Here is a 17652-nt window from a genome sequence, read left to right as displayed (position 1 = left end):
CCGCCGAATTCCCCGGCAGATGGTCTTGTTAGGGCGATAGCATGGTCTTTGATGCCTTTTTCATGGCGAAGATGGCCGATAGGCCGACTTGTCAGCCAGTGAGCAGCCCCATGGAGCCGAGCGAAAAAAGAACCCCCCTCTTTGAAAAAGTGGGGGGTTCTTCAGCAATCTGAACGCCGCCCAGAAGGGCGGCGTTTTTATATTGCAACAGGCTTACTGCTTGAGCAGGGAACCGTCTGTCACTTGTACGGCAGTGCCACCACTCATAAAGAAGCTGGCGAACTGGGTCTGGATCTCACTGGTCACCAGCGCGTTGCTGTCATTGCCATCAGGCGCCAGCAGCGAACTGTGACCTCCTGCCACAAAACGCGCTGCATGGCGGCTGACAGGGATCACCCCCGGCCCGCCTTGCAACGCCTGCAAACCCAGCACTCGGAACAACGGCTCGGTGCCACCCAGCGGCGCTGAGTCGATGCTGTTGGGGATCACCTGATCCGGCAGGTTGAGGGCGCCATCGCCCACAATTTCGGTGGCAAACAGCGGGATGTCCGCCTTGATTCCACGCCCCAGATTGATCGGGTCCGCCGAATCCAGCACGCTCTGCGCGGCGAAGGTATAGCTCTGCAAGGTGCTCTCGGCACTGGCCCGGGTCACCGCGTCCAGGCTCGGCAAGAACTCATTGACAAAGCAGGTCGGCACCGCCGTCTGGCAGTTGGGCGCGTAAGCCTCAAACCCGGCCTTCAACGCAGGGCTGCCCGCGGTGAGAACCCCCATCTTGATGGTCGGCCCGAAGCTTGGTGAATTGAGTAGCAGCGGCGCGATGCCACCGCCCGGCATCGCCAGACCGCCAGTATCGAATTTAAACAGCGCATCAGCCTGGGCACTGCCGGTAGGCTGACTGGCAACAGCCAACAGATTGGTTCCGCTAATCGCTCCGAGGGAGTGACCGAGGAAGTGCACCTTGAGGCTATCTTTCGCACCAATCGAACCAGCCTGATTGGCCAAGCCGATCGCCAGCCGCAGCCCAAGCAGATCCGCTACGCTCTGCTTCAGGTTATCCCGCGCAACGGTCAGGTAGCTCAGATTCAGATAGGGCAGCGGATTGTCAGAAGTGGTGACGGTATCCATGCTGCCACTCAGGGCATAACCGCGCTCACCATGCAACGGATGATCGATCACCACCACTGCCACGTTTTTGCCCGCAACTGAACCCGCGCCTATTTGGCCCAGTGCCAGGGCATAGGCATTCTCCTTGATGGAGGTAACCCCGTGCTGATAGATGATCACATCGGTAATGGTATTAAGCGGTGCAGCGGCGAAGATCCGCAGCGGTACCGATTGCACCTCAGACAAGGCAGGCAGTGGATTAAAGCGGCCGATATTGCGCTCGGCATCCAGCGGCTTGCCGCCTGAGGTGAGGGTCACCCCGATCAGCTTGCTCGCCTCATCGAGCAGTTCGCTCTGGCGGGTCGGGTCAGCGATCAGTGCTGCTAACTTGGCCGGCTCAACACCAGCGCCAATCAATCCACTAACCACTTCGCTATCACCCGCTTTCAGCGCGTTGGCGATGGCATAAAGGCTGGGGATAGCACCGTGCCAGGATTGGGTCTTGGCCTTGTCCCATGAGCCGGCTATCGCCGGGGTAGAGAGGAAGTAAGGGAGCTTGACGGTTCCGCTATATACGCTGGTGATGCCAGCAAGCCCAGTCAGGCCCGCACCAGCAATACCCGCCTTAATCGCCAGCTTGGTATCAGCTGGAAGCAAAAGCTCCGACACCCCATCAAGAGCATCCATAAATAAAGGTGCTGTCGGATTCCAGCTAGCCACATAGGTCCCCGGCAGGCTGGTGTTGCCCTTGGCATCCTGTTTCCAGACGAACGCGGCATCCAGACCATTTTCTACTACCTTGGCAGCGGCCCCTTTCACGGCCAGCAATACATCGGCGCCGGACTGGGTGGCAAACCAGTCGGAGAAGATCACCCGATCGCTGGTGATCCCGGTGGCCGCCTTGAACAGACCTTCCTGCAGCGAGATCAAGCCGTTGACGGTCTGTTCTTGCGCAGTATCGCCAGCCGTCGACCTGAAGCTGCTGTAGTCTTCCCCTGCTTTGAGCGGTGTGCCGCGACTGTCCTTGAGGGCATCGGTCGCCACTATCATGTAGTAAGAAGAGGGATTAAGCGGCTTGAGTGGCACCAGGCTAAGCTTGCCCCCCGCGGAACGAACCACAAAATCCTTATCCATACCGTAAGCCAAGACTTTCTTCACGCCACTGGGCCGTAAAGTGTCCTGATCCAGTACCAGCTCCAGCAAATAGAGAGGCGCGACCGAGGATGAGAAATCAGCATCGGCTGGTGCCGGGATGGTGACCCCGGTGATGGTGGATGGCACCAGCTGAATGGCTTGAGTCGTCGACCAGCCATCCAGGGTAGAGAGAGCAGATACCGGGTTCGACAGATCCTGACTCTCGGTTGAAAACTTCAGAGTACCGTCGCCAGCACGGGGAGCCAGCACACTCGGGCGAAGACCACTGGCACCACTCAGGGCATAATCGAGGGTACTGCTGGTATCCCCCATCTTGTCATTCTCACCACCACATCCGGCCAGCAGGGCGCTGACAACAGCGACATAAATTAGCTTCTTCTTCATTTTTTGTTCTCTTTTTAGTTTTGTTATCCATCACAAGCCCACGAAGCCATCACGACCTCGACCACCAGACGTTAACATAAAACCAACACCCAATAAGACTCATGCCGGACAGAACTGGCTCAGCTTTGTGGTGCATATCATGGTTTCAGGTCAACAAAGGGGCGCAAGGGTAACAGTTGTCGTCCAATCACCAGACCCGACCAGCCACCAGCAGAAGGAGTAAAAAGCCGCCGCGATCTCGGCAAAGTGCGGGAATTGTCGGTAGAATGTCCACCAACGCTTAAGGAGGACATCATGATCGACCCGAAGAAACTGGAAGAGATCGCCAAGCAGGTGCACAACTCCCTGCCACCCGGCATTCGCAGCATGGGTGAAGAGGCCGAGAAGAAGATGCGTCAGGTACTGCAAGCCCAGCTGGGCAAGCTGGATCTGGTCAGCCGCGAAGAGTTCGACGTGCAGACCAAGGTACTACTGCGTACCCGTGAAAAACTGGCCGCCCTCGAAAGCAAGCTGGCTCAGCTCGAGCAGCAGCTCGGCGCCAAAGGCGAATAATGCAGCCCCGATAAAGCAAACCCCAGCCTGGCTGGGGTTTGTTGTTTCTGGCCGGCCGCCGCATGGGGCCACTCTTCCTTCCGAATTCAGATAAATTCGTAAGCGTCACCAAAGATGCGCTCCGGCTCGGCACCGAGGATCTTGAACTCCTCCCGCGCGGCACCGGCCATCTCGAAGCGACCGGCGACATAGATGTCGTAGTCGTGGAGGCTGACGAAGTCATCCATGATCGCCTTGTGCACCAGTCCGCTCTTGCCGGTCCAGTCAGCGTCCGGCTCCTGCACCACCGGGATAAAGGTGAGCGGCGCATAGTCACGCTCCCACTGCTGCATCTGCTCCAGTTCGTAGAGCCAGTGAGCCTGACGCACACCCCAGTAGCAGAACACCGGGCGCTTGCTGCCTGTGTCGATCAGGAACTCCAGAATGGAGCGGGCGTAAGAGAAGCCGGTACCGCCCGCCATCAGGATCAGCGGACGGGGAGACTCATCGCGCAGGAACGCCTTGCCAGCCGGCAATTCGACCTCGATCTCCCCCTGTTCGCGCATGCGCTCCAGCACCTGACCGGCGTAGGCATTCTCGGGAGTGGCACCGATTTGCAACTCCAGCACGCCCGAGCGGGTCGGCGAGTTGGCGATGGAGAAGGGGCGCTTGTCCGAATCGCTCATCACCACCAGCAGATACTGGCCCGGCTTGAAGCTGATCGCTTGCTGCGGCGTCAGGGCCACATGCCAGATGGTGTCGACATATTCGCGCAGTTCCTCTACGCGGCATTTGATACGTTGCATTCTTGTCCTTGTGGCGGGCTCGCTCGGCCCGCTTCGCTCATTGTTTCACTATGGAGTGACGACCAGCAGCCCTGGCCCCGTCAGTCGAGAATACTCAAATCAGTGCGGATCGCATCACTTTTTGCAGCAAGCTTGTCATGTTTGCCTCATCCGAGGATATTGAGCTCATCCCAGATGGCATCGACCTTCTGCTTCACCGCCTCATCCTGCACTATGGGCTGACCCCACTCCCGGTTGGTCTCGCCCGGCCACTTGTTGGTGGCATCCAGCCCCATCTTGGAGCCGAGGCCGGAGACCGGCGAGGCGAAGTCCAGATAGTCGATCGGGGTGTGCTCGATCAAGGTGGTGTCCCGTGCCGGATCCATCCGGGTGGTGATGGCCCAGATCACATCCTGCCAGTCGCGGGCGTTGACGTCATCGTCACACACCACCACGAACTTGGTGTACATAAACTGGCGCAGGAAGGACCAGACCCCCAGCATCACCCGCTTGGCGTGGCCCGGATAACGCTTCTTGATGGTCACCACCGCCATCCGGTAGGAGCACCCCTCCGGCGGCAGATAGAAGTCCACAATCTCGGGGAACTGCTTTTGCAGCAGCGGCACGAACACCTCGTTCAGCGCCAAACCCAGCACCGCCGGTTCATCGGGCGGGCGGCCGGTGTAAGTACTGTGATAGATGGCATCGCGCCGCTTGGTGATGTGGGTGATGGTGAAGACCGGGAACTCGTCCACCTCGTTGTAGTAGCCGGTGTGGTCGCCATAGGGCCCTTCCGGCGCCATCTCACCGGGCTCCAGATAGCCTTCCAGCACGATCTCGGCGCTGGCGGGCACCTCCAGATCGCAGCTGATGGCCTTGATCACCTCGGTACGGCTGCCGCGCAGCAGACCGGCAAAAGCATATTCGGAGAGGGTATCCGGCACTGGCGTCACGGCACCAAGGATGGTCGCCGGATCGGCGCCGAGCGCCACCACCACCGGGAATCGCTCACCGGGATGGGCCTCCTGCCACTCGCGAAAATCGATGGCGCCACCACGATGATCCAGCCAGCGCATGATCAGCTTGTTTTTGGCGATCTTCTGCTGGCGATAGATACCGAGGTTTTGCCGCTTCTTGTAGGGGCCGCGGGTGATGGTGAGCCCCCAGGTGACCAGCGGCGCCACATCGCCGGGCCAGCAGTGCTGGATCGGGATCTGGTCGAGATCGACAGCATCTCTCTCCTGCACCACCTGCTGGCAGGGAGCAGAAGAGAGGCGCTTGGTCGGCATATTGAGCACCTGCTTGAAGATCGGCAGCTTCTCCATCAGCTCCTTGAATCCCTTGGGCGGCTCGGGCTCCTTCAGATAGGAGAGCCAGACCCCGACCTGACGCAGGGCGCCCACATCGGGCTGGCCCATGCCCATGGCAACCCGATCCGGGGTGCCGAACAGGTTGGTCAGCACCGGCATGGTGTAGCCTTTGGGATTTTCGAACAGCAGAGCCGGGCCACCCGCACGCAGGGTGCGATCGCTGATCTCGGTCATCTCCAGATAGGGATCTATCTCGCGGCTGATGCGCTTGAGTTGTCCGTTTTGTTCCAGCTGCGCGATGAAATCACGCAAATCCTTGTATTTCATGCAAGTTCCCAACCGGGTTCAGGAGGTCACGCATTATAACCCTGGCTGCCCATCGGGTGTACCCGAATCGGGCAACAGACTCGGAGCAATGGGTGGCATGTCACGCTGGCCAAGACGTCTGGCCAACGCAGAGAGCAGCTGCGGCTCATCCACCTTCATCAACAGACCTGCCACCAATGCGCCATATTGGCGGTTGGAGAGTTCGGCCAACAGATAGCTCTGGGCCTGCGGTGGTAAGGGGGAGAGCGCGCTCAGTTGGCGCAGGGCGGCCCCCTTCAATCCCTCGTTGCCACTGGCGGCAATCAGCAGATCGCTGGCAACACTGCCCTGATGGAAGCGGTTGATGGTGGAGAGTGCGCGCAGCGCATCCTGATCCGCCGGTCGCCGCCACAACATGCCATAGAGCGCCGGTTCGCCGGTGCGCTGCAACAGATGGAACAACAACCGGTTGTCAGGCAGATAGATATTCTGGCTGGCCAACGCTTGCGCCTCTCGTATCCAGATCGGTTGCGGCAAGGCGTCGAGGGCCAGCAACAGGGCTTGCTGTTGATGGGTCAGCGCGGGATTGCCACGATAATAGATACTCTTGAAGCGGAAATTGCCCTGCTCCAACTGCTGGCGATAGCTGGCCTGCAACGACTGCTCCTGCCACTCCCCCAGCAACTGGCGGGCGCGAGCGGCAAAATCATAGACTGGCTGCTGCACCAGAAAACCGTCGACCTGCTGCTCCATGAGCCACTCGGGGGCCCTGTCGGCCTGAGCCTCGACCCACTGTTGCAACGCAGGAGATGCTGGCGTGGTAGCGGGAATATCCCGCAGCAGCTGCAACAGCAGGAACTCCCGCCGCTCGCGGCTAAGGGTCGCCAGCAGAGAGTCAATGGCAGCAAATTGCCCCTCCTGCAGACGGCTCGCCAAATAGCGCTGGTGCGTCTGCAGCGTCTCGGCCGCCTCCGGGGCAGCCGGGGCAGCCGGGGCAGCCGGGGTACTCTGCGCACAAGCTGGCATAGCACTCAGCAATCCCAGCAATAACCAGAAAACAGGCTTCATGACGTCTCCATCCATGTGACATCGGGATCTCATACTACTAGGGCGACCGGAAAACAGATAAACAAAAACCGCGACCAGGGCCGCGGTTTCGTCATTTTCTGACCAGACTTACTTCTGCTGGCGCCGCATGGCGTCGAAGAACTCGTCGTTAGTCTTGGTCATCGCCAGCTTGTCGATGAGGAACTCGATGCCGTCAATCTCGCCCATCGGGTGGACAATCTTGCGCAGGATCCACATCTTCTGCAGCTCGTCACCGGAGGTGAGCAGCTCTTCTTTACGAGTACCTGAGCGGGTGATGTCGATAGCCGGGTAGACACGCTTCTCGGCAATCTTGCGCGAGAGGTGCAGTTCCATGTTGCCGGTACCCTTGAACTCTTCGTAGATAACCTCGTCCATCTTGGAACCGGTATCGATCAGCGCGGTGGCGATGATGGTCAGGCTGCCGCCCTCTTCAACATTACGCGCGGCGCCGAAGAAGCGCTTCGGACGGTGCAGGGCGTTGGCATCCACACCACCGGTCAGTACCTTGCCGGATGACGGGATTACGGTGTTGTAGGCACGGGCCAGACGGGTGATGGAGTCCAGCAGGATCACCACATCTTTCTTGTGCTCGACCAGGCGCTTGGCCTTCTCGATCACCATTTCGGCAACCTGAACGTGACGGGAAGCCGGTTCGTCAAAGGTGGAAGCGATCACTTCACCTTTTACCATACGCTGCATCTCGGTCACTTCTTCGGGACGCTCGTCGATCAGCAGCACGATCAGCTCACAATCCGGGTGGTTGTAGGCGATGCTCTGGGCGATGTTCTGCAGCAGCATGGTCTTACCGGCCTTGGGCGGCGCCACGATCAGGCCACGCTGGCCTTTACCGATGGGGGAAGCCAGGTCCAGTACCCGAGCAGTGATATCTTCGGTAGAGCCGTTACCCCGCTCCATGCGCAGACGTTCGTTGGCATGCAGGGGGGTCAGGTTTTCAAACAGGATCTTGTTGCGGGAGTTTTCCGGACGGTCGTAGTTGACCTCGTTGACCTTGAGCAGTGCGAAGTAGCGTTCGCCCTCTTTCGGTGGCCGGATCTTGCCGGAGATGGTATCGCCAGTACGCAGGTTGAAGCGGCGGATCTGGCTCGGGGAGACGTAGATATCGTCAGGGCCCGCCAGATAGGAGCCGTCTGCACTGCGCAGGAAGCCGAAACCATCGGTCAGGATTTCCAGCACACCGTCGCCAAAGATATCTTCACCACCCTTGGCGTGCGCCTTGAGGATGGCAAAAATAATATCTTTCTTGTGCGCCCGAGCCAGATTTTCCAACCCCATGGATTCGCCAAGCTTGACCAGCTCGGACACAGGAGTGTTCTTTAATTCAGTCAGATTCATAGTGGTGAAAGTCTGTAAGCAAGGATTGAAATGAGGAGACAGTCTGCTGGATTGATGCTGATCGGATTTGATTTGCCAGGCTGATGTGTGAGCAAAGAGTCAGGCAAAAAGGTTAGCAAACGAGCGATAAATTAGCACCAATCGGGGTGAGCGTCTAGGTGATAAAACAGAAGGAGCGCATTATTGCAATGCGCTCCTCTTTAATTATTACAGGTTGCCGTCCAGAAACTCTTTCAGCTGAGTCTTGGACAGTGCACCGACCTTGGTCGCTGCCACTTCGCCATTCTTGAACAGCAAGAGGGTCGGGATACCACGAATGCCGTACTTGGGCGGAGTATCAGAGTTATGGTCGATGTTCAGTTTGGCTACGGTTACGCGACCTTCGTACTCTTGGGCAACTTCTTCCAGGATCGGGGCAATCATCTTGCACGGACCACACCATTCGGCCCAGAAGTCGACCAGAACGGCGCCATCGGCTTTGATTACATCTGCCTCGAAGCTGGCATCGCTCAGCTGAACAATCTTGTCACTCATCTCCAACTCCAGTCAGTAATTAAGGCTTTATTGACACATCAACAAAGGCAATAGTTGCCCTATTTGAAATGATCCTGTTTATTATTGCAAGCCTAACCTGATAACCTACCGCCATGAGCAAAACACACTTAACGACCGACAAATTCGCCCAAATGGGCCTCGAACCCGAAGTTCTGGCTGGTCTGGAATCAAAGGGATTTCACTATTGCACGCCCATCCAGGCACTCTCTCTGCCACTGCTGGTAGAGGGTCATGACCTCGCAGGTCAGGCCCAGACCGGCACCGGCAAGACCATCGCCTTCCTGGCCGCCACCTTTAACTATCTGCTGACTCACCCGCTGACCAAGCCCCGTCTGGTTAACCAGCCGAGAGCCATTATCATGGCCCCCACCCGGGAGCTGGCAGTGCAAATCTATAACGATGCCGGCAGCATCGCCGCCTCTACCGGCCTGAAACTCGGCCTCGCCTACGGTGGCGAAGGTTACGACAAGCAGCTGGCTGTGCTGGAGCAGGGCGTCGACATTCTGATCGGCACCACTGGCCGCATCATCGACTACTTCAAGTCCAAGGTTATCGATCTCGGCAACATTCAGGTGGTGGTACTGGACGAGGCGGATCGCATGTTCGATCTGGGCTTTATCAAGGACATCCGCTTCCTGTTCCGCCGCATGCCACCCGCCACCGAGCGTCTGAGCATGCTGTTCTCCGCCACCCTCTCCCTGCGCGTGCAGGAGCTGGCCTACGAACACATGAACCACCCGGAACATGTGCAGGTCGAGCCGGAGCAGATGACCGGCGTGCGGATCAAGGAGGAGCTGTTCTATCCCTCCAATGAAGACAAGATGTTGCTGCTGCTCTCCCTGATGGAAGAGGAGTGGCCGGAAAAAGCGATCGTCTTCGCCAATACCAAGCATGTCTGTGAAGACGTTCACGCCTGGCTGGAAAATGATGGCCACCGTGTCGGTCTGCTGACCGGTGACGTGCCGCAGAAGAAGCGGATGAAGATCCTCGAGGATTTCACCAAGGGTGCGCTCGATATTCTGGTCGCCACCGATGTGGCCGCCCGTGGTCTGCACATCCCGGACGTGACCCACGTCTTCAACTATGACCTGCCTGACGACGCCGAAGACTATGTACACCGTATCGGTCGTACCGGTCGTGCCGGCAAGAGCGGTCACTCCATCAGCCTGGCCTGTGAAGACTATGCCTTCAACCTGCCGGCTATCGAGGAGTACATCCACCACGCCATTCCGGTCAGCAAATATGATCGCGAAGCGCTGCTGGATGACGTGACCGCGCCGAAACGGGTGTTCCGCAACCGTCAGCCGGTGAACCGCAACATGCGGGATCGCCAGGGTGGTGGCAACAGCAACAACCGTCGTCGTCCGCCGCGCAAAAGCTAAAGGATAGGCCCGTTGCACAACTCGCCTCTCTATGCCGCCATCGACCTCGGCTCCAACAGCTTCCATATGCTGGTGGTGCGCGAGGTCGCTGGTGCCCTGCGCACCGTCACCAAGGTCAAGCGCAAGGTTCGCCTTGCCGCCGGACTCGATCCGGAATTTCGCCTAAGCCGTGCCGCCATGGAGCGGGGCTGGGACTGTTTGCGCCTGTTCTCCGAGCAGTTGCAGGACATCCCGGCCGACAACATCCGGGTGGTGGGCACCGCCACCTTGCGGCTTGCCAGCAACGTCGATGAGTTCCTCAGCGAAGCGGAACGGGTACTCAACCACAGCATCGAGATCATCTCGGGCGAGGAAGAGGCCAAGACCATCTATGAAGGGGTCTCCTGGACCTCGGCGGGGGAAGGCAACCGCCTGGTGATCGACATCGGCGGCGCCAGTACCGAACTGGTGATCGGCGAGCACAGCGAAGCAAAACTGCTCAACAGCCTGCACATGGGCTGCGTCACCTGGCTTAACAATCACTTCGGTGACGGCGAGCTCTCCGAAGCGCGCTTCGAGCAGGCGATTAACGCCGCCAAGGCGGTGCTGGGAAAGGTAGCGGAAGATTACCGCACTCTCGGCTGGCGCACCTGCGTCGGCGCCTCCGGCACGGTACAGGCGCTGCAAGAGATCATGCTGGCGCAAGGGAAGAGCGAACGGGTGACTCTGCTGAAGTTGCAGGAGCTGATGGGTCAGGCCATCGCCTGCGGCAAGCTCGACCGGCTGCAACTGGAAGGACTGGCGGCCGAGCGGCTGACCGTGTTCCCCTCCGGCCTCGCCATCCTGATCGCTATCTTCGAAACCCTCGACATCGAGAGCATGACGCTGGCAGGCGGCGCCCTGCGGGAAGGGCTGATCTACGGTCTGCTGGGCAACAATCACGACTGTGATGCCCGGGATCGCACTGCCGACAGCCTCATCAATCGCTACCAGCTGGACAAGGAGCACGCCGAGCGGGTGCGTGATACCGCCGTCGAGGCGTTCAACCAGCTGCAACCGGCTTGGCGACTCTCGAAACGCTATGGTCGCCCCATCCTGCGTTATGCCGCCCTGCTGCACGAGATCGGCCTCTGTATCGAGTACAAGAAGGCGCCGCAACACGCCGCCTATATCATCGACAACATCGACATGCCGGGCTTTACCCCTGCACAAAAGAAGCTGTTGTCGGCCCTGCTGTTCAACCAGCGGGATGAATTCAAGCTGGAACCGCTGGAGAAACAGGGTGCCGTCACCGCTCGTCAGGCGATCCGGCTGGCCCGCATCCTGCGCATCGCGCTGATCCTCTGCATGCGCCGTACCCAGGGCACAGTGCCCAGCTTCACCCTGCAGGCAGAAGAGGAGTCACTGACCCTGACCCTGCCCAAGGGTTGGATGGATGAACACTACCTGCGTGCCAGCGAGCTGCGCTTTGAAGTGGAACGCCAGCAGAAGATGGGCTGGCCGACCCGCGTACAGGAAGCCTGACTCAGCAACCTGCCTGTTTTGGAGCCGATCATGCCGGATTATCAACCCATCAGCTGCGATCTCTACGACTGGCTCGAAATTGCTGCCAGCTGGCAACTGCCGGTGACCCTCACCAGTCGCGATGGTCACCAATGGGATGACAAGATCCGCACTATCGAAGCCAGCGAAGGGGTCGAGTATCTGTTGCTGCACAGTGGCGAGCGGCTCAGCCTCGCGGATCTGGCGACCCTGCGCCTGCACTGGCAAGGGGAAGAGAAGCTGATCCACTTCGCGCCAACCAACTGAATCCACTACGAAAAAAGGAGGGCCAACATGATGTTGGCCCTCCTTTTTTGCATCTGCAACTCGCACCGGCCGTTAACCCGCTGCCAGCGCCGCCATCACATAGACATCGAAGCGGTTGCTCTTGGTCTCGATGGCCATGCTGGGTTTATGCTCGTTGAGCCAGCCGGCGTAATCCGGCCGCTTCACCACCACCCGCTTATCAGCCATCTTGAGCGCGGCAGGCAACAAGGCATCCGCATCGAGATCCGGCCCCACCAGCGACTGGAACACCCGCATCTCTTTTTTTACCAGCGCCGACTTCTGCTTGTGCGGGAACATGGGGTCGAGGTAGATCACCTCGGGCCGCTCCGGCAGCGCCAGCAGGTTGTCCACCGCCGGGCCTTGCAGCAGGTGCATCCGCTCGCTGACCCAGGGGCCAATCTCGGGATCCTGTGCCGCCCGCGCCAACCCGTCCTGCAATAGAGCAGCCACCACGGGACTGCGTTCGATCAGGGTCACCTTGCAACCGAGGGAGGCGAGCACGAAGGCATCGCGCCCCAGCCCGGCGGTAGCATCCACCACGGTCGGAGTGGCACCAGCCTTGAGCCCCACAGCCTTGGCGATGGACTGGCCACGACCGCCACCGAACTTGCGGCGATGGGCCACCGCCCCCTCCACGAAGTCCACATAGACGGCCCCCAGCTTGGGTTCATCCAGTTTGCGCAGCTCCAGTCTGGCCTCTGTCAGCACCAGTGCAAAAGGGGCGGGAAACACCACATCAGCAAGAGAGTGACGCAGAGCATCAAGCTCGCCATCACGGGCGGGTAGGTCACTGAACACCTGAATATGGGGCATTGGTAGCAAACTCATGGCACGACAGAAGTGGCCATGATACCAGAAGCGCGGGGTCAGCTCACGACAGTGAGGTTCATCCCCTGGCTATTAAGGGCAAGGTAATCGGTCAGATCGTCATAAGCCAGTGGGCGGCTGAGCAGATAACCCTGAGTGAAGGCGCACCCCTTCTGGCAGAGGAAGTTGAGCTGCTCGCGCGTCTCCACCCCCTCGATCACCACCTGCATACCGAGGTTGTGCACTATGTTGATGATGCCGTCGAGCAGCAACCGGTCCTGTTCATTGAACGGGATATGGCGCACGAAAGAGCGATCTATCTTGACCAGATCCACCGGGAAGGTACGCAGATAGTTGAGGGCCGAGTAGCCGGTACCGAAATCATCGATGGCCAGCTTGCACCCGGCTTCGCGCAAGGCATCGATCCGCATCCTGTGCTGGTCACTGCTCTCCATCAGCAACGATTCGGTAATTTCGATGACGATATCGGCAGGATCGAGTCCGAAGTGCTGAATTACCTTGAGCCACTCGCTCGCATCGGGGTCGATAGTCTGGAACTCCACGGTGGAGCGGTTGATCGACATCTGCAGGCCCGGGAAGCCGGACTGCTGCAATCGGGCCAGATCACGACACGCCTGCCACAACACCAAGGCCCCCAACCCCTGGATCAATCCAGCCTCTTCCGCCAGCGGGATAAACTCGGCAGGAGAGACCTGCCCCCACTGGGGATGATACCAGCGCACCAACGCCTCCAGCTTGGCGACCCGACCGCTGCGGTTGTCCCAGATGGGCTGGTAGGCCATGGTCAGCTGCTCCAGCTTGATCGCTTCGGCCAAATCCTGCTGCATCTGGTGGCGCTGGCGCACCTCTTCCCGCATGGATGGGCAGTAGGCACCGAGCAACCGCCCCTGCCGCTTGGCGGCAAACAGCGCCTGTTCGGCGTTACGCAATAGCTCATCGCTCTCGCTACCATCAATGGGGCAGAGCGTCATCCCCACCGTCGCCGTCACATAGAGGTGCTGGTTGGCCAGCATGAAAGGACGGGCGAAACTGCCAATGATCTGCTTGGCAAACACTTCGGCCTGACGACGAGTCACGATGCCGGGCACCAGAAAGGCAAACTCATCGCCCCCGATACGGGCCACCATATCCTCGGTGCGCACCCGACTCACCAACCGATCCGACACTTCACGCAGCAGGGCATCACCGGCATGGTGATCCATGCTGTTGTTGACCGCCTTGAAGTTGTTGAGGTCGAGCACCATGAGCGCGAAGCGCTCGCCCCGCTCGCAGAAGCGGGTGAGGCAGCGGCCAAACAGCCAGCGGTTGGGCAGGCTGGTGAGGCTGTCATAGTTAGCCTGGGTCGCGATCTTCTGCTCGGCCACCTTGGTTTGGGAAAGATCGCTGAAAATGGCGATATATTGCTGGATCTTGCCGGCTTCACGCAGGGTGCTGATCATCAGTTGCTGCGGATATAGCTTGCCGTTCTTGCGCTTGTTCCACACCTCGCCACGCCATACCCCCACCCGCTCCAGCGCGTGGTACATGTCAGCATAGAAGGTCTGATCATGCAGTCCGGACTTAAGAATACTGGGACGCTGGCCCCGCACCTCGTCACCGCTGTAGCCGGTGATCTGCTCGAAGGCGGGGTTGACCGAGATGATGCGGCTGTCGACATCGCACACCAGAATCGCCTCGGAGAGGTTGTCGTAAACCCGGTGAGATAGCTTGAGCTGCTCGGCATGGCGCTTGAGGGGATCGATATTCTCCAGCAGCACCATCAGGTAGTCCGGCTGCTGCTGGTCATCGCGGATCAGGGTAACTGTTACCCGCCCCCACAGGAGCTCGCCCCCCTTGCAGACGTAACGCTTCTCCTGAGTGAAACTGCTGCGATCGCCGCGCCGGATCTCCTCGTAGCAGACAATGCTGCGCTGCCAATCCTCGGGGTGATTGATGTCGGACACGGAGCGATGGAGTAGCTCGTCAAGGGGATAACCCAGCATCTGCTCGATGGCCGGGTTGGCCCAAAGAATACAGCCATCGAGATCCAGCTTGCCGATCCCCACCGGGGCCTGAAACAGCATACTCTGCACCCCATGGGGTGGTTCAGACAGAGGGGGAGGTAACTGTCGTTGCAGCATCAGCGCCAGTTCACGACCCGCCAACGGAGCCAGTAATCTGAGCAACCCCATCACCCTGCTCATATTGGTCTGCGGTAGACGATAGAGCAGACAGCAGATACCTATGGTCTGGCCATCCGCATCCTTTAGGGCAATCCCGGCGTAGGCCTGGGCTTGCCACGTATCGGCAAGCGCCATCGCGGGGAACAGTTGCAACAGACGATCGCAAAACCAGGCCTCCCCCTCCAGCCAGGTAATAGCATCAGGAGAGTCGGTCAGTGGCAACGTCAGGGAATCGGGGTCAAGAGAGGAGGGATAAGCAGCCTGCACCATCAGCTGGGTAGCATTTGATTCCCTACTGGCGATCAGGACGACATCAGCCATCACAGCAGCGGCGATTTCACTCACAAAGGTATCGAAATATCCCTGGCCGCTCGAATGAGCCAGACTTGAGATGATTTGATAAACGGAATCGAGTGCTCGCCTCATGGCAAGTGGCTTTCTCTCCTTGAAGGTTAGGACACGACTCTACTGAAGAGCCGTGAGCAGTGCAAATATGCAATCAGTAACATATTAAAAAGCCTTGAAAAAAGGGACCATTAGGTCCCTTTTTATCGCAGAAATCACGATTTGATCCCACTATGGCTCAAAAATGTATCTGCTTGAGGCTCTGTCCAATCATGGCTATCAGCTTCATTCAGCAATCCCGCTGTGTCGTAGCAGTGCATCCACCTGAGGCTCACGACCACGGAAGGCTCGGAACAGCTCCATAGGCTCCTTCGAGCCCCCCTTCTCCAGAATATGCTTCAGGAAGGATTGGCCGGTCGCCGAGTTGAAGATCCCCTCCTCCTCGAAGCGGGAGAAGGCATCGGCAGAGAGCACCTCAGCCCACTTGTAGCTGTAGTAGCCCGCCGCATAGCCGCCCGCGAAGATGTGAGAGAAGCTGTGCTGGAAGCGGTTAAAAGCCGGCGGCGTCATCACCGCCACCTGGCTGCGCACCTCGTCCAGCAGCGCTGGAAGCTGCGCCGGATTGGCCGGGTCAAACTCCTGATGCAGGCGGAAGTCGAACAGGGCGAACTCCAGCTGGCGCAGCATCTGCATTGCCGCCTGGAAGTTGCGGGCGGTCAGCATCTTCTCCAGCAGATCGGCAGGCAGCGGCTCGCCAGTCTCGTAATGGCCGGAGATAAAGGCCAGCGCCTCGGACTCCCAGCACCAGTTCTCGAGGAACTGGCTCGGCAGCTCCACCGCATCCCAGGCCACGCCGTTGATCCCGGCGACACCGGCCACATCGATGCGGGTCAGCATATGGTGAATGCCGTGGCCAAACTCATGGAACAGGGTGACCACTTCATCGTGGGTGAACAGTGCCGGTTTGCCATCGACCGGACCGTTAAAATTGCAGGTCAGGTAGGCCACCGGCTTTTGCAAGGATCCATCCTGACGGTAGCGACGGCCCAGGCAGACATCCATCCAGGCACCGCCCCGCTTGTGCTCGCGGGCGTAGAGGTCGAGGTAGAAGCTGCCACGCAGCTCATCCTCGGCATCGAAGATGTCGTAGAAGCGCACGTCAGGGTGCCAGGTGTCGATGCCGAGGCGCTCGCGCACCTTCATGCCAAACACCCGCTTCACCACTTCAAACAGCCCCTTCACCACCTTGTTGGCAGGGAAGTAGGGGCGCAACTGCTCATCGGAGATGGAGAACTTGTGCTGCTTGAGCTTCTCGGCGTAGTAGGCGAGATCCCAGGCGGCCAACTCGCTCTGACCATACTGCTCGGCGGCGAAGGTGCGGATCTCCTCCAGCTCTGCCTTGCCTTGCGGCAGGGATTTGGCCGCCAGATCGGTGAGGAAGCTCACCACCTGTTCGGTCTTGTCCGCCATCTTGGTGGCCAGGGAGAGCTCGGCATAGTTGGCAAAGCCCAGCAGCTGGGCCAGTTCGCGGCGCAGGGTGAGCAGCTCGCTCATGATGGCGGAGTTGTCCCACTTGCCTGCATTGGGGCCCTCATCGGAGGCGCGGGTGGTGAAGGCCTCATACATCTCGGCACGCAGTTCACGGTTGTCCGCATACATCATCACCGGCAGATAAGAAGGGATATCCAGAGTGAACAGCCACCCCTCTTTGCCCTTGAGCTCGGCCATCTGACGGGCAGCGGCACGCACGCTGTCGGGCAGACCGGCCAGTTCGGCTTCATCGCCCACCAGCTTGTGCCAGCCCTGGGTCGCATCCAGCACGTTGTTGCTGAAGCGGGAGGCCAACTCGGAGAGGCGGGCCTGAATTTCGCCGTAACGCTGCTGCGCCTCGGCAGGCAGACCGATGCCGGAGAGGCGGAAGTCACGCAGGGTATTCTGGATCTCCTTGCGCTGGGCATCGTCCAGACGCGGGAAATCATCACTCTCGGCAAGAGCAAGATAGGCCTGATAGAGCCCTTCATGCTGCCCGACATAGGTCTGAAATTCGGAGAGCAGCGGCAGGCAGGCATCATGGGCCTCGCGCAGCGCTTCGCTATTGAGTACGGAGTTGAGATGGCTGACCGGCGACCAGATCCGGGACAGACGGTCATTTACCTCTTCCAGCGGGGCAATCAGGCTATCCCAGGTATGGGGATCACGCCGGGCCAGCACATCGCAGATCTTCTGTTTGCAGTCAGCAATCGCCTGCACCACGGCAGGTTGTACCTGCTCCGGCTTGATCTGGCTGAAAGGGGGCAGCGAATCCATTGTCAACAAAGGGTTATTCATCCCGGTTACCTCTTGTTTGGTCTTGAACAGACCGCCTTAGCAGCTCTGTATGGCTTTCTAACATGTGGCCAAGCCACGCAATAATCAAGCGGGAATCCGCCGCGACCCTGTACTTTTCCAGCCATTGCGACCCGGATCGCTGCCGTTGCTGCGGTTTTGCCATCAACAGTAAGTAACAGGATGAATCTGTGAGCCTTTTTTTGGGTTCTTCGCATTTTGTGGG

General features: G+C 59.2%; 13 protein-coding genes. 4 read left to right on the top strand and 9 right to left on the bottom strand.

All coding sequences use genetic code 11. From position 1 onward, the window contains the following. Positions 1-213 precede the first annotated feature (213 nt). Positions 214-2646, bottom strand: a complete 2433-nt coding sequence (locus BN1117_RS05250; protein WP_040095439.1) for a VolA/Pla-1 family phospholipase — start codon at positions 2644-2646, stop codon at positions 214-216. A gap of 294 nt (positions 2647-2940) precedes the next feature. On the opposite strand from BN1117_RS05250, the gene ubiK reads away from it, so the two are divergent. Further along, positions 2941-3198: a ubiquinone biosynthesis accessory factor UbiK gene (ubiK, locus tag BN1117_RS05245; protein ID WP_005339429.1), complete on the top strand. Its 258-nt coding sequence runs from the start codon at positions 2941-2943 to the stop codon at positions 3196-3198. 86 nt (positions 3199-3284) lie between these two features. On the opposite strand, the gene fre is transcribed toward ubiK, so the two are convergent. From fre to trxA, 5 genes are all read right to left on the bottom strand, one after another. After that, positions 3285-3983: an NAD(P)H-flavin reductase gene (fre, locus tag BN1117_RS05240; protein WP_040095437.1), complete on the bottom strand. Its 699-nt coding sequence runs from the start codon at positions 3981-3983 to the stop codon at positions 3285-3287. Positions 3984-4129: 146 nt separating this feature from the next. Further along, a complete protein-coding gene (gene ubiD / locus BN1117_RS05235) occupies positions 4130-5599 on the bottom strand; it encodes a 4-hydroxy-3-polyprenylbenzoate decarboxylase (RefSeq protein WP_040095435.1) in 1470 nt (489 codons plus the stop codon). A gap of 33 nt (positions 5600-5632) precedes the next feature. Next, complete coding sequence (locus BN1117_RS05230) at positions 5633-6646, bottom strand: hypothetical protein (RefSeq protein ID WP_040095434.1); 1014 nt, start codon at positions 6644-6646, stop codon at positions 5633-5635. 108 nt (positions 6647-6754) lie between these two features. Continuing rightward, complete coding sequence (gene rho / locus BN1117_RS05225; protein WP_005339417.1) at positions 6755-8020, bottom strand: transcription termination factor Rho; 1266 nt, start codon at positions 8018-8020, stop codon at positions 6755-6757. A 207-nt stretch (positions 8021-8227) separates the two neighbouring features. Further along, the gene (gene trxA / locus BN1117_RS05220) at positions 8228-8554 is read right to left on the bottom strand and encodes a thioredoxin TrxA (protein ID WP_005339416.1); all 327 of its coding nucleotides are present in this window, start codon (positions 8552-8554) and stop codon (positions 8228-8230) included. A 113-nt stretch (positions 8555-8667) separates the two neighbouring features. Here trxA and rhlB point away from each other — a divergent pair, with 113 nt between their 5' ends. Genes rhlB through BN1117_RS05205 form a run of 3 tightly spaced genes read left to right on the top strand, consistent with a single transcriptional unit; the run spans position 8668 to position 11745 of the window. Beyond that, positions 8668-9957 (top strand): ATP-dependent RNA helicase RhlB, encoded by a 1290-nt coding sequence (gene rhlB / locus BN1117_RS05215; RefSeq protein ID WP_040095432.1) that lies wholly within the window; start codon positions 8668-8670, stop codon positions 9955-9957. 12 nt (positions 9958-9969) lie between these two features. Next, positions 9970-11460, top strand: coding sequence for a guanosine-5'-triphosphate,3'-diphosphate diphosphatase (gene gppA, locus BN1117_RS05210; RefSeq protein ID WP_040095430.1), 1491 nt, complete (start codon positions 9970-9972; stop codon positions 11458-11460). A 30-nt stretch (positions 11461-11490) separates the two neighbouring features. Continuing rightward, a complete protein-coding gene (locus BN1117_RS05205) occupies positions 11491-11745 on the top strand; it encodes a Rho-binding antiterminator (RefSeq protein ID WP_040095442.1) in 255 nt (84 codons plus the stop codon). 72 nt (positions 11746-11817) lie between these two features. Here the strand turns inward: BN1117_RS05205 and BN1117_RS05200 are convergent, their stop codons facing one another. The 3 genes from BN1117_RS05200 to prlC all read right to left on the bottom strand — a co-directional run bounded on the left by BN1117_RS05200 (position 11818) and on the right by prlC (position 17429). Further along, positions 11818-12579, bottom strand: a complete 762-nt coding sequence (locus BN1117_RS05200) for a class I SAM-dependent methyltransferase (protein ID WP_209435230.1) — start codon at positions 12577-12579, stop codon at positions 11818-11820. Between the two features lie 53 nt (positions 12580-12632). Beyond that, positions 12633-15182 (bottom strand): putative bifunctional diguanylate cyclase/phosphodiesterase, encoded by a 2550-nt coding sequence (locus tag BN1117_RS05195; protein ID WP_040095428.1) that lies wholly within the window; start codon positions 15180-15182, stop codon positions 12633-12635. A gap of 204 nt (positions 15183-15386) precedes the next feature. Then, the gene (prlC, locus tag BN1117_RS05190; protein WP_040095427.1) at positions 15387-17429 is read right to left on the bottom strand and encodes an oligopeptidase A; all 2043 of its coding nucleotides are present in this window, start codon (positions 17427-17429) and stop codon (positions 15387-15389) included. Between the last annotated feature and the right edge of the window lie 223 nt (positions 17430-17652).

The organism is Aeromonas australiensis, from assembly GCF_000819725.1.
Lineage (GTDB): Bacteria > Pseudomonadota > Gammaproteobacteria > Enterobacterales > Aeromonadaceae > Aeromonas > Aeromonas australiensis.
This window is presented reverse-complemented; position numbering and strand designations above follow the sequence as displayed.

Bases quoted from the DNA above. Each gene is read 5' to 3' on its own strand.
- ubiD (WP_040095435.1), bottom strand. From the start codon at position 5,599: ATGAAATACAAGGATTTGCGTGATTTCATCGCGCAGCTGGAACAAAAC.
- BN1117_RS05200 (WP_209435230.1), bottom strand. From the start codon at position 12,579: ATGCCCCATATTCAGGTGTTCAGTGACCTACCCGCCCGTGATGGCGAG.
- BN1117_RS05195 (WP_040095428.1), bottom strand. From the start codon at position 15,182: ATGAGGCGAGCACTCGATTCCGTTTATCAAATCATCTCAAGTCTGGCT.
- fre (WP_040095437.1), bottom strand. From the start codon at position 3,983: ATGCAACGTATCAAATGCCGCGTAGAGGAACTGCGCGAATATGTCGAC.
- trxA (WP_005339416.1), bottom strand. From the start codon at position 8,554: ATGAGTGACAAGATTGTTCAGCTGAGCGATGCCAGCTTCGAGGCAGAT.
- BN1117_RS05205 (WP_040095442.1), top strand. From the start codon at position 11,491: ATGCCGGATTATCAACCCATCAGCTGCGATCTCTACGACTGGCTCGAA.
- rhlB (WP_040095432.1), top strand. From the start codon at position 8,668: ATGAGCAAAACACACTTAACGACCGACAAATTCGCCCAAATGGGCCTC.
- ubiK (WP_005339429.1), top strand. From the start codon at position 2,941: ATGATCGACCCGAAGAAACTGGAAGAGATCGCCAAGCAGGTGCACAAC.
- prlC (WP_040095427.1), bottom strand. From the start codon at position 17,429: ATGAATAACCCTTTGTTGACAATGGATTCGCTGCCCCCTTTCAGCCAG.
- rho (WP_005339417.1), bottom strand. From the start codon at position 8,020: ATGAATCTGACTGAATTAAAGAACACTCCTGTGTCCGAGCTGGTCAAG.
- BN1117_RS05230 (WP_040095434.1), bottom strand. From the start codon at position 6,646: ATGAAGCCTGTTTTCTGGTTATTGCTGGGATTGCTGAGTGCTATGCCA.
- BN1117_RS05250 (WP_040095439.1), bottom strand. From the start codon at position 2,646: ATGAAGAAGAAGCTAATTTATGTCGCTGTTGTCAGCGCCCTGCTGGCC.